At 69.8% G+C, this 12,147-nt stretch carries 11 protein-coding genes and 1 tRNA gene; 10 read left to right on the forward strand and 2 right to left on the reverse strand.

Annotated features, from left to right (window positions below; genetic code table 11):
- Window positions 1–10: 10 nt before the first annotated feature.
- The 6 genes from ACIRVK_RS08990 to ACIRVK_RS09015 all read left to right on the forward strand — a co-directional run bounded on the left by ACIRVK_RS08990 (window position 11) and on the right by ACIRVK_RS09015 (window position 5,949).
- A complete protein-coding gene (locus tag ACIRVK_RS08990) occupies window positions 11–967 on the forward strand; it encodes a carbohydrate ABC transporter permease (protein WP_404244763.1) in 957 nt (318 codons plus the stop codon).
- Window positions 964–1,833, forward strand: coding sequence for a carbohydrate ABC transporter permease (locus tag ACIRVK_RS08995; RefSeq protein WP_404244764.1), 870 nt, complete (start codon window positions 964–966; stop codon window positions 1,831–1,833). Before ACIRVK_RS08990 ends, ACIRVK_RS08995 begins: the two co-directional genes overlap by 4 nt.
- A 10-nt stretch (window positions 1,834–1,843) precedes the next feature.
- Window positions 1,844–2,434 (forward strand): hypothetical protein, encoded by a 591-nt coding sequence (locus ACIRVK_RS09000; protein WP_404244765.1) that lies wholly within the window; start codon window positions 1,844–1,846, stop codon window positions 2,432–2,434.
- Between the two features lie 112 nt (window positions 2,435–2,546).
- Window positions 2,547–5,282, forward strand: coding sequence for a Tat pathway signal sequence domain protein (locus ACIRVK_RS09005; protein WP_404244766.1), 2,736 nt, complete (start codon window positions 2,547–2,549; stop codon window positions 5,280–5,282).
- Between the two features lie 109 nt (window positions 5,283–5,391).
- Complete coding sequence (locus tag ACIRVK_RS09010) at window positions 5,392–5,838, forward strand: SRPBCC family protein (RefSeq protein ID WP_404244767.1); 447 nt, start codon at window positions 5,392–5,394, stop codon at window positions 5,836–5,838.
- Between the two features lie 39 nt (window positions 5,839–5,877).
- Window positions 5,878–5,949, forward strand: a tRNA-Val gene (locus tag ACIRVK_RS09015).
- Between the two features lie 53 nt (window positions 5,950–6,002).
- Here the strand turns inward: ACIRVK_RS09015 and ACIRVK_RS09020 are convergent.
- The gene (locus ACIRVK_RS09020; RefSeq protein WP_404244768.1) at window positions 6,003–6,728 is read right to left on the reverse strand and encodes a 3'-5' exonuclease; all 726 of its coding nucleotides are present in this window, start codon (window positions 6,726–6,728) and stop codon (window positions 6,003–6,005) included.
- Window positions 6,729–6,896: 168 nt separating this feature from the next.
- On the opposite strand from ACIRVK_RS09020, the gene ACIRVK_RS09025 reads away from it, so the two are divergent.
- The 3 genes from ACIRVK_RS09025 to thrS all read left to right on the forward strand — a co-directional run bounded on the left by ACIRVK_RS09025 (window position 6,897) and on the right by thrS (window position 10,782).
- Window positions 6,897–7,463, forward strand: a complete 567-nt coding sequence (locus tag ACIRVK_RS09025) for a DUF4365 domain-containing protein (protein WP_404244769.1) — start codon at window positions 6,897–6,899, stop codon at window positions 7,461–7,463.
- A complete protein-coding gene (locus tag ACIRVK_RS09030) occupies window positions 7,460–8,695 on the forward strand; it encodes a hypothetical protein (RefSeq protein ID WP_404244770.1) in 1,236 nt (411 codons plus the stop codon). The genes ACIRVK_RS09025 and ACIRVK_RS09030 overlap by 4 nt, the downstream gene beginning before the upstream one ends.
- A 110-nt stretch (window positions 8,696–8,805) precedes the next feature.
- Complete coding sequence (gene thrS, locus ACIRVK_RS09035; protein ID WP_404244771.1) at window positions 8,806–10,782, forward strand: threonine--tRNA ligase; 1,977 nt, start codon at window positions 8,806–8,808, stop codon at window positions 10,780–10,782.
- Between the two features lie 32 nt (window positions 10,783–10,814).
- Here the strand turns inward: thrS and ACIRVK_RS09040 are convergent, their stop codons facing one another.
- Window positions 10,815–11,471, reverse strand: coding sequence for a potassium channel family protein (locus ACIRVK_RS09040; protein WP_404244772.1), 657 nt, complete (start codon window positions 11,469–11,471; stop codon window positions 10,815–10,817).
- 67 nt (window positions 11,472–11,538) lie between these two features.
- Here ACIRVK_RS09040 and ACIRVK_RS09045 point away from each other — a divergent pair, with 67 nt between their 5' ends.
- The gene (locus ACIRVK_RS09045; protein WP_404244773.1) at window positions 11,539–12,096 is read left to right on the forward strand and encodes an HIT family protein; all 558 of its coding nucleotides are present in this window, start codon (window positions 11,539–11,541) and stop codon (window positions 12,094–12,096) included.
- Window positions 12,097–12,147: the final 51 nt, after the last annotated feature.

The following is a 12,147-nucleotide window of genomic DNA, read 5'->3' on the forward strand; positions in this document are numbered from 1 at the left end:
GGGAACCGCCGTGACGCTCGTCAAGGACTCTCCGCTGCCCGCCGCGGAGAAACGCCCTGCCGCCCCCGTCGCCAACCGGCGGCGGGGCCGCCGGGAGAACCTCGCCGGCTATCTCTTCATGTCGCCGTGGATCGCCGGCTTTCTCTTGCTGACCGCGGGTCCGATGGTCGCCTCGTTGTATTTCGCGTTCACCGACTACAACCTCTTCACCTCACCGAAGTGGATCGGGCTCGACAACTTCACGCGGATGTTCGACGATCCGCGCTGGCAGAAGTCGGTCGAGGTCACCGCCAAGTACGTCGTCATCGGCACACCGCTGAAACTGCTGCTCGCCCTGGGCGTGGCCCTGCTGCTCGCCCAGAGCCGACGCGCCCAGGGCTTCTACCGGGCGGCCTTCTACGCCCCGTCGCTCATCGGTGCAAGTGTCTCCGTCGGCTTCGTCTGGCGTGCGCTGTTCTCCGACGGCGCCGTCGTGGACCGGACACAGTCCTTCCTCGGCTTCCACGTCGGAGGCTGGGTCGGCAATCCGGACTGGGTGCTCTACAGCCTGGTCGCCCTGACCGTCTGGCAGTTCGGCGCGCCGATGGTCATCTTCCTCGCCGGGCTCAAGCAGGTCCCCAAGGAGTTGTACGAGGCGGCGGAAATGGACGGAGCCGGCCCGCTGCGGCGGTTCTGGAGCATCACGTTGCCGATGATCTCGCCCGTGCTGTTCTTCAACGTTCTCCTGGAGACCATCCACTCGTTCCAGATCTTCGGCTCCGCCTACGTCGTCTCCAACACCTCCTGCGGCCCGGCGGACGCCACGCTCGTCTACACCTGTTACCTGTATCAAAAGGGCTTCAAGGAGGCGCAGATGGGCTTCGCCTCCGCGATGGCCTGGATGCTGCTGCTGGCCGTGGCCCTGGTGACGGCCGTCCTCTTCTGGTCACAGAAGCGCTGGGTGCACTACGAGGAGGACGCCCGATGACCGTGACCACCCCGAAGCCTCTGCCCATGAGCCGCAAGCGGACCGGCTCTTTCGCCTGGCACCTGGGATCCCTGCTGGTCCTCGCAGTGGTGCTCTATCCCGTCGTGTGGGTCATCGGTGCCTCGTTCAAACCGAGCCGGGACATCATCGGCAGTCTGCAACTTCTCCCGACCAGTCCCATCCTGGACAACTTCAAGGGCCTGGCCGACGGAATCGCCGACATCTCGATCTGGACGTTCTTCAAGAACTCCCTGTTCTACGCCGGCGGTTCGGTCGTCGGCATCCTCGTCTCGTGCTCGCTGACGGCCTACGCCTTCGCCAAGATCAGGTTCGCGGGTCGCAACCTCCTCTTCTCCCTGATGATCGGCACGCTCCTGCTGCCGTATCACGTGCTGCTGATCCCGCAGTACGTCATGTTCCAGAAGATGGAGCTGATCAACACCTACGTGCCACTGCTGATCGGGAAGTACCTGGCGACAGAGGCCTTCTTCGTCTTCCTCATGGTGCAGTTCATGCGGAATCTGCCACGGGAACTGGACGAGGCGGCGCGTATCGACGGCTGTGGGCACCTGCGGATCTACTGGTCGATCGTTCTCCCGCTCTGTCGGCCGGCCCTGATCACCAGCGCGATCTTCACCTTCATCAACGCCTGGAACGATTTCATGGGCCCGCTGATCTACCTCAACGAGCCCGACAAGTACACCGTCTCGCTCGGGATGATGATGTTCCGGGACCAGGAGGGTGTGGCCAACTACGGAGGCATGATCGCCATGTCCCTCGTAGCCCTCCTCCCCGTCCTCCTCTTCTTCCTCGCCTTCCAGCGCTACCTCATCGACGGTATGGCGACCTCCGGACTGAAGGGTTGAGGCGGTCACCATGGCCCAGCCAAGGGTGAAGGCGCGCAAGGAGTCCGTCCTCGCCGAGCGGTTCGCCGTGTTCGCCGAGTGTCTGCTGACCGGCGTGTGGATCGCCGTCGCGTCGGCCGGGGTGGTGACCTACCCCGCCGCCTTCGCCGCCGGCGCCCGGCACCTGCGGCGGCGGACGGCTCACCAGGGCGGCGGCTGGCGGGAGTTCGTCGGGGACTTCCGTACGGCGATGCGGCGCGGCTGGGTCGTCGGGCTCGGCGGCTGGGTGGCCGTCGCGCTGGTCTGGGTGGACGTCCAGGCCGTGCGGGCGGGGCTGCCCGGTGGGCCGCTCGTCGGGGCGGCCGGGCTGTTCGCGCTGATCGGCGCCGCCGTGGCCGGGCTGCGCGCGGCGGCGGTGTGGGCTCCAGGGGAGAGGTGGCGGGTGCTGCTGGCGGAGGCCGGCCGCCGTACCGTCCTCGACCCGGCCGGCTCCTTCATGGTCGTCGGCGGGCTGGCCCTCGTCGTCCTGTCCGCCGTGTTCATCGCGCCGTTGGCGGTTCCCGTGCTGGGGGCCGTCGCGGCGGCCGCCGTCGCCGTGGAGGAACGGCACCGGCACCGCTGACGGGCGGCGCCCGCGCACCGGGTCGGCGTTCCGGCGTCGTACCTCTTTCTGTCATGCCCCTGACCAGCCTCGGAAAAGACTTCCCGCACGGACAAGGAAAGGCTGAACTCTCATGTCTCCCATTCCCCGCAGGTCCCTCCTCAAGGCGGCCGCCGTCGCCGGAGCCGCCGCGCAGTTCAGCTGGGTGCTGGGCGCCAAGGAGGCGCAGGCGGCGCCCGGGGCCGCGGCCGCCGACGCGGATCCCGTGACCCTGGACTGGCTGGAGGACGGCGGCCTGGGTGCCGCGCCCGGCTCGACCGTGGGCGTGCCCTGGCCGAAGGGCGTCTACCGGCCCGACCAGGCCTTCGCGCTCACGGACGCCGACGGCAGAGCCGTGCCGGTGCAGTCCTGGCCGATCGCGTACTGGCCGGACGGATCAATCAAGTGGACCGCGCACGCGGTCAGTTCGGGCTCCGGGAAGCTGACGCTCGCCGCCGGGGACGCGGCCGTTCCGGACAAGAAGGTCACCGTCGACAGGCGCGGCGGCACCATCGACGTGTCGACCGGCGTCATCTCCGTGAAGATCGGCAAGTCCGGCTCCACGCTGGTGAAGTCGGTGATCCGCGGGTCCACCGAGATCGCGCGCGACGGGCGGCTCGTCCTCATCCGCCAGCCCGAGATCGAGGACGAGGACCAGGGCGCCGTGAGGACCGAGCGCTTCGACGGGGCGATCGGGGAGGTCGTCGTCGAACAGGACGGGCCGGTACGGGCGGTGGTCCGCATCGACGGCAAGCACCGCAAGGGCGACCGGAGCTGGCTGCCGTTCTCGATCCGGCTGTACTTCTACGCCGGGGCCGACTCCTTCCGCATGGTGCACACCATCACCTACGACGGGAAGCAGGAGCCGGGCAGGGCGAGCGGCGACTTCATCCGCGGGCTCGGCGTGCGCTTCAGCGTGCCGATGCGGGACGCGGCCTACGACCGGCACATCCGGATCGGCGGTGAGGGGACGGGCCTGCTGCGGGAGGCTGTGCAGGGCATCACCGGGCTGCGCCGCGACCCGGGCGCGGCCGTACAGGCGGCGCAGTACGCGGGGCAGAAGCTGCCCGACCCGTCCACGTGGGACCAGCGGGTGACGAGCCGGCTGCAGTACATCCCCGAGTGGGGCGACTACACCCTGGCCCAGCTCTCCGCCGACGGCTTCACCCTGCGCAAGCGGACCAGGAAGGGGTACGGCTGGATCGGCGCGGGCGGCGGCCGGCGGGCCTCCGGGTTCGGGTACGTCGGCGGTGTGAGCGGCGGATTCTCCTTCGGCCTGCGGGACTTCTGGGAGAAGTACCCCGCCCAGCTCGACATCCGCGACGCCCAGACCGACGCGGCCGAGGTCACCCTCTGGCTCTGGTCACCCGAAGCACAGCCCATGGACCTGCGCTTCTACCACGACGGCATGGGCCAGGACACCTACGCCAAACAGCTCGAAGGCCTCAACATCACCTACGAGGACTACGAGCCGGAGTTCGGCACCCCCTACGGCATCGCCCGCACCTCGGAGCTGCTGTTCTGGGCCAACGAGTCCACCCCGAGCGCCGAGACACTCGCCCGACAGGTCGCCGCCGTACGGGTGTTGCCGCAGCTCGCCGCGCCGCCCAAGCAGCTGATCAAGGCCAGGGTCTTCGGCCCCGGGCTGTACTCCGAGCCGGACCGCTCCACTCCCGCCAAGGCGAAGATCGAGGACCACCTCGACTTCCTCTTCACCTACTACAAGGACCAGGTCGAGCAACGCCGTTGGTACGGCTTCTGGGACTACGGCGACTTCATGCACACCTACGACACCGTCCGCCACCAGTGGCGCTACGACGTCGGTGGCTACGCCTGGGACAACTCCGAACTGTCGCCGGACATCTGGCTCTGGTTCGCGTACCTCCGCTCCGGCCGGTCCGACATCTTCCGCTTCGCCGAGGCGCTGACCCGGCACACCGGCGAGGTCGACGTCTACCACCTCGGCCAGTGGGCGGGGCTCGGCACCCGGCACGGCGTCCAGCACTTCGGTGACAGCGCCAAACAGCAGCGCATCGCCAACACCACCTACCGCCGCTTCTACTACTTCCTCACCGCCGACGAACGGGTCGGCGACCTCATGCACGCGAACGTCGACTCCGACGAGACGTTCCTCGTCCTCGACCCCCAGCGCAAGGTGCGGACCGGTCCGTACACCCCCGACCGGCACGCCCTGTCGATCGGCTTCGGCACCGACTGGAGCGGGCTCGTGTCGGCCTGGCTGACCGAGTGGGAACGCAAGGGACCCAAGTGGGAGAAGGCCAGGGCGCGCGTCCTGTCGACGATGGAGGGCATCGCCGCCCAGCCCAACGGGTTCGTCCAGGGCAGCGGGCTGTACGACCTCGACACGGGCAGGTTCGCCGTGGCGAGCACGCCGGTCGTGTCCGTGTCCCACCTCTCCGCGGTGTTCGGCCTCAACGAGCTGTGCGCCGAGCTGCTCCACCTGGTCGACATGCCGACGTTCGACCAGGCCTACCTCGACTACTGCCGGTACTTCAACGCCACCAAGGCCGAACAGAAGGCGCGGTACGGCACCGACTTCGGCACCCTGCTGCTCTTCCAGGGGCACTCTCGGCTCGACGCGTACGCGGCCGTGCGGACGGGGGACGCCGCGCTGGCCAAGCGGGCGTGGACGAAGTTCTACGACTCGGACGGGTACACGGAGTCGTCGCCCTGGAAGACCGAGGCGTTGAGTGGGCCGCTGACGCTGGTGGCGGGTAGTGAGGCCGCGTGGGTGTCGTCGAACGACACCGCCCTGTACGGGCTCGCGGCCATCGAGAATCTGGCGTTGTTGGGGGACAAGATGCCGTAGCGCCGCCGCGGGCAGGTTTGCGGGGGACCGCGGGTTCGTTGTGGTTGATCGCGCGGTTCCCCGCAAGAGGCCCCGTGCAGGCAGGCCCGCGTACGGGAACACTCCTCGCATGGACTGGACGCACTACCGCTTCCGCAGCCTGTGGGACCTGCCCGCGCCGCCGGCGACCGTGTACCAGGTGCTGGAGCGGCTCGAGGACTATCCCCGCTGGTGGCCCCAGGTGCGCGAGGTGACCCGGCTCGACGACACGAGCGGCGTCATCCGCGTCCGGTCGCTGCTGCCGTACGACCTGCGGTTCGTCGCCCGCACGACGCGGCGCGACGCCGGGGCCGGAGTACTGGAGGTCTCGATGACCGGTGACCTCGAGGGCCGGGCGCGGTGGACGGTCACGGCGGCCGGGGCCGGCACGCTCGCCCGCTACGACCAGGTCGTCGACGTGCGCAAGCCCCTGCTCAGGTGGCTGGCCGTACCGGGACGGCCGGTGTTCCGCGCCAACCACCGGCTGATGATGCGGGCCGGGCGGCGGGGACTGATCGCCCTGCTGGAAGCGGTTTGAAGGAAACCGGCGAAGACCTGTATGGTTCAGTGCGTTCCCGGGCGATTAGCTCAGTGGGAGAGCGCTTCGTTCACACCGAAGAGGTCACTGGTTCGAACCCAGTATCGCCCACCGGGAAAGGCCGGTCCGCAGCAGCGGGCCGGCCTTCCGCATGAGCGGAGGGCTCAGGCCGCCGCCGGCAGTTCCGGACGCAGCGGCCACTGGGTGCTCACCACTTCGTCCGTGCCGCTGCGGGCGAACCACGCCTGCAGCCCGCGTGCCTGCGCCGCGTGCCAGCCCGTCTGCAGGGTGTGCAGTTCGGCGGGGGACAGGCGCTCCAGGCGGGCGGCGAAACGGCGGCCCAGCGCCCGTACGACATCCAGGGCCGCCAGTGCGTCCGCGGCCGCGTCGTGGGCGCCCTCCAGGGTGACGCCGTAGTGCTCGCACAGGTCGGTGAGCCTGCGGCGGCCCTTGCGGTAGCGGTCCAGGTGTTTGTCGAGCACCCGGGGATCCAGCACGTGCAGCGTGCAGGACTCGAACCAGCCCTCCAGCGAGGAGGCGCGATGACGGCGCAACTCCCGGTCCAGGAGCGTGAGATCGAAGGGCGCGTTCATCACCACCAGCGGGCGGTGCATCGCCGCCTGCTCGGCCAGTTTCTCGGCTATCTCGTACATCACCGGCGCCGGCCAGCGGCCGTTGCGCTGCAGGTGTTCGTCCGTCAGCCCGTGCACCGCCGTCGCCGATTCCGGCACCGGCACGCCCGGGTTGACCAGCCAGCGGCTCACCCGGGGCCGGGTGCCGGGGGCGTCCTGGACGACGACGGCCGCCGACACGATCCGGTCGGTCTCGACGTCCACGCCCGTGGTCTCCGTGTCGAAGGCGGCCAGCGGCCCCTCGTACCAGCACGTCATCCCTACACAACTCCTCGTTCACCCACGACAGCTGACGTCCCGTCTTCTGCCTGTTTGGTGATACCCGGGCTGTTTGCGCACTACGCCGGAAGGACACAACAGGAGTACGGGTCTTTGCAGTTCAGCGGCCCGCAGCGGGGAAACTCTTGGCTTGGAAGGCTGTCGGTCATGGCGATAGCGCAGCCCGAGCGGGGCGGGCTGCTGCCCGAACGCACGGGCCCCCTTCGCGGCACACTCGCCACCACCGCCTGCATGGAGACACTGCAGGTGGGTTATCTGCACGCCGTCGCCGCGGCGGCCGGCTGCTCGCTGTCGCAGCCCTTTCCGGACAACGGCATCGACTGGCACGTCAGCCACGGCTCGCCCGGGCACACCGTCGACGACGAGGTGACCATCAAGGTGCAGTTGAAGTGCACCTACCAGGTCGCGCCGAACCCGCCGGGCCGGTTCTTCTCCTTCACGCTCGACAACGACCATCTGCGCAAGCTCGCGCGCACGCCCGTGTCGGTGCACAAGATTCTGGTCGTGATGCTCGTCCCGAGATCCCAGGACGACTGGCTCAGGGCCAGCCACGACCGCCTCGACCTGAGGCACTGCTGCTACTGGGTCAACCTCGCCGGGCACGCGATCACCGGCCGCACGCGGACCACCGTCCGGGTGCCGACCTCACGCATCTTCGACGACCGGGCGCTGTGCGAGATCATGACGCGGGTCGGGACGGGAGGCAGACCATGACGCACCGCCCGTTGGAGGAGCCGACCCGACCGGTGCGGCCGCACCCCGTGGAAACCGCCTGGCAGCGGCCGCCCGAGCCCGGCGACGTCGACCCCGCCGTGCTCGGCGCCCTGCTGCACCGGCACGGCTGGCAGCGCCGCGGGGGAGCCGCCGGACGCTACGGCCGCTGGACCCCGCCCGGACCGGGCGGCGCCGGTATCAGCCTGCTGGTCCCCGAGAGCCGCGCCTTCCCCGACAGCGACGACCTGCTCGGCGAGGCGCTGGTCGCCCTGGCCCGCAGCGGCACGCCCTCCGCCCGCGAGGTGCTGGTCGGGCTCGCCGTGCCGAGCGACGAGATCCGCTGGTGGCGCGACGCCCCGACCGGCCCCGCGGACTCCGCGCCCTGGACGGTCGAGGAGCGACTGCGCGCCGCCGCCCGCCAGATGCTGCTGGCCGCCGCGCTCGCCACCCGCGCGCGTGCGGGCTACTACGGCGCCCGGCACCGCCGTGCCGCCGCCGCGCTGCTGGAGAACGTCCTCGTCGGGCCCACCGTCGGCGACGGCCGGCTCACCGCCTTCGTGCCCGTCGACACCGGGCGCCCGCTCGCCGTACGGCTTCACCAGGCCCTCTACGCGGCCCGCGAGGCCATCGACTACCAGCGGGCCACCGGCGGCATGGACGCCTTCGACGCAGCCGTGGAGGCGGGCGTCAGCCGGGAACTCACCGAGGCGCTCATCGGGCTCGTGCGGGGCACCGAGGGGGCCCGGATCGGCGTCGAGTGGGCGCCCGCTGCGGGTGTCCCCGAGGACTGCGGGGCGGGCGCCGAGCCCGTGGAGTTCTCGCCGGGCGACCTCACCGTGCTGCGCGAGGCCGGCGCGCGCTTCCTGCGCGACGAGCCGTCCGTGCCCGTCCGGATCACCGGCACGGTGGTGCGGATGCGCAGGTCGGGGCCGCGCGGCGAGGGCAGCGTACGGCTGCGGGTGCTGGCCGGCGCCGACATACCGCACGTCCGGATCACGCTGGACGAGGAGGACTACCACGTCGCCGGGCACGCGCACCTGGTGGGACTGCCGGTGCGGGTGCACGGGCGGCTGGAGAGCAGGGGCGGCTTCCGGCGGGTGACCGGCGCCCGCGGGGTCGTACCGGTACAGGTGGACGACGCGGAGCGGGACCGGCTGATGAAGTCCCTGCACGAGCACGCGGAAAACGGGGCCTTCTTCGAGGAGGCGTGCAGCGGCGACGACTGCGACTGAGCGCCCGCGGCCGATGACCGTTTCGCGGTCGGTGGGTCGGGGTCGGTACGATCCCCTATTGCGCGCGCTCCTGGTATGGCGCCGCACCCACCTTCAGTCAGGAGAGACCGGTGTCAGACGTCCGTGTGATCATCCAACGCGATTCCGAGCGGGAAGAGCGCGTGGTGACGACGGGCACTACGGCCGCCGAGCTCTTCGCCGGTGAGCGCTCGATCGTCGCCGCCCGCGTGGGCGGGGAGCTGAAGGACCTCGCCTACGAGCTGCGCGACGGCGAGACCGTCGAGGGCGTCGAGATCTCCTCCGAGGACGGCCTGAACATCCTGCGCCACTCCACCGCGCACGTCATGGCGCAGGCCGTGCAGGAGATCTTCCCCGAGGCCAAGCTGGGCATCGGCCCGCCGGTCAAGGACGGCTTCTACTACGACTTCGACGTGGAGAAGCCGTTCACGCCCGAGGATCTCAAGGCCATCGAGAAGAAGATGCAGGAGATCCAGAAGCGTGGCCAGCGCTTCTCGCGCCGGGTGGTGACCGACGAGGCGGCCCGCGAGGAGCTGGCGTCGGAGCCGTACAAGCTCGAACTGATCGGCCTCAAGGGCTCGGCGTCCTCCGACGACGGCGCCGACGTCGAGGTCGGCGCAGGTGAGCTGACGATCTACGACAACCTGGACGCCAGGACCGGCGAGCTGTGCTGGAAGGACCTCTGCCGCGGCCCGCACCTGCCCTCCACCCGCCTCATCCCGGCGTTCAAGCTGATGCGCAACGCGGCCGCCTACTGGCGCGGGAGCGAGAAGAACCCCATGCTCCAGCGCATCTACGGCACCGCCTGGCCCTCCAAGGACGAGCTGAAGGCGTACCTCGACTTCCTCGCCGAGGCCGAGAAGCGCGACCACCGCAAGCTGGGCTCCGAACTCGACCTGTTCTCCATCCCGGAGCAGATCGGCTCCGGCCTCGCCGTCTTCCACCCCAAGGGCGGCATCGTCCGCCGCGTGATGGAGGACTACTCGCGTCGCCGGCACGAGGAGGAGGGCTACGAGTTCGTCTACACCCCGCATGCGACCAAGGGGAAGCTCTTCGAGACGTCCGGGCACCTGGACTGGTACGCCGACGGCATGTACCCGCCCATGCAGCTCGACGAGGGCGTGGACTACTACCTCAAGCCCATGAACTGCCCGATGCACAACCTGATCTTCGACGCGCGCGGCCGCTCCTACCGCGAACTGCCGCTGCGCCTCTTCGAGTTCGGGACCGTGTACCGGTACGAGAAGTCGGGCGTCGTGCACGGCCTCACCCGTGCCCGCGGCTTCACGCAGGACGACGCGCACATCTACTGCACCCGCGAGCAGATGTCGGAGGAGCTCGACAAGACGCTCACCTTCGTCCTCGGCCTGCTGCGCGACTACGGCCTGACCGACTTCTACCTCGAGCTGTCCACGAAGGACCCGGAGAAGTTCGTCGGCTCCGACGAGGTCTGGGAGGAGGCCACGGAGACCCTGCGCCAGGTCGCCGAGAAGCAGGGCCTGCCCCTGGTCCCGGACCCGGGCGGCGCCGCCTTCTACGGCCCGAAGATCTCCGTGCAGACCAAGGACGCAATCGGCCGCACCTGGCAGATGTCGACGATCCAGCTCGACTTCAACCTGCCCGAGCGCTTCGACCTCGAGTACACCGGCCCCGACGGCTCCAAGCAGCGCCCGGTGATGATCCACCGCGCCCTGTTCGGTTCGATCGAGCGGTTCTTCGCCGTGCTTCTGGAGCACTACGCGGGCGCGTTCCCGGCGTGGCTCGCCCCGGTGCAGGCGGTCGGGATCCCGATCGGGGACGCGCACGTCGAATACCTGGAGAAGTTCGCCGCCGAGGCCAAGAAGAAGGGCCTGCGGGTCGAGGTGGACTCGTCCTCCGACCGCATGCAGAAGAAGATCCGCAACGCCCAGAAGCAGAAGGTGCCCTTCATGGTCATCGCGGGCGACGAGGACATGTCGGGCGGCTCGGTGTCCTTCCGCTACCGGGACGGCTCCCAGGAGAACGGCATCCCGTTCGAGGAGGCCATCGCGAAGATCGTGAAGGTCGTTCAGGAGCGGGCGCAGGTCTGACCCGTTCTCGCTGCCGTGTGGCCCTCGGGAGGTCAGCTTCCCGGGGGCCTCTCGTCGTCCTCCCGCGCGAAGACCTGCAGCAGCCAGGAGGCGAAGGTGCCGGTCACCGCGCCCAGCAGGGCCAGGCCGATGGCCATCATCACGACCGCGATGGAGCGGCCCGTCGGCGTCACCGGGACGATGTCGCCGTAACCGACGGTCGTCAGGGTCGCGCAGGTCCACCACAGGGCGTCCCCGAACGTCTTCATGGACGCGCCCGGCGCGCCGCGTTCCTGCTGGTAGACGGCGAGGGCACCGGCGAAGCCGAGCAGTACCGTCGCGATCCCGGAGTACCAGATCACGCGCGCGTGCAACGCGAGCCGCGGCTTGCCGTGCCGTCTCTGCACCGCCTCGTAGACCTTGACGACCCGAAGCGGGCGCAGCAGCGGCAGGATCACCACCAGCGCGTCCAGCGGGTGCTTCCGTACGAAGCTAAGTCCCTGCCCGCTCAGCCGCCACAGAACCGCGTAGTTGACGGCGAACAACACCCAGGAGGCCAGCAGCACCGCGAGCGCCAGGTCCTGCAGGGGGTCCCGCAGACCGGGCGCCAGGACGCGGACCGCGTACGAGGCGAGGAAAGCCAGTGAGGCGAAGGCGAGCGGAAGCTCGGTGCGCTGCTCCCAGCGGTCCTTGCGAGTGTCATCGTCCACGGGCCCAGCTTGACGCGGCGGGCTTTTCGCACAACCCCGGCGACACGCCGCGAACGGGCGACGCCATATGCTGCACTGCATGACGAGTGAGCCGGAGCAGCAGTGGGGAGTGGGGACGCAGGACGCCTTCCAGCGTCTGTGGACGCCCCATCGGATGGCCTACATCCAGGGTGAGAACAAGCCGACCGGCCCGGGTGCCGACGACGGTTGCCCCTTCTGCTCGATTCCGGCCAAGTCCGACGAGGACGGGCTGATCGTCCGTCGCGGGGAGCAGGTCTACGCGGTCCTCAACCTGTACCCCTACAACGGCGGCCACCTCATGGTCGTCCCCTACCGTCACGTCGCCGACTACACCGACCTCACGGACGACGAGACGGCCGAGCTCGCCACGCTCACCAAGCAGGCCATGACGGCCCTGCGCACCGCCTCCGGCGCCCACGGCTTCAACATCGGCATGAACCAGGGCTCGGTCGCCGGCGCCGGCATCGCCGCCCACCTCCACCAGCACATCGTCCCCCGCTGGGGCGGCGACACGAACTTCATGCCGGTGGTCGGCCACACGCGTGTGCTGCCGCAGCTCCTGGCGGACACGAGGAAGATGCTGGCGGAGGCCTGGCCCGCTTAGCCCGTCTGGGCCCCCCCTTTGGGGGAGCTTGAGGACGAGGCCGAAGGCCGA

Source organism: Streptomyces sp. NPDC101152 (assembly GCF_044768275.1).
In the GTDB taxonomy this organism is placed as follows: Bacteria; Actinomycetota; Actinomycetes; order Streptomycetales; family Streptomycetaceae; genus Streptomyces.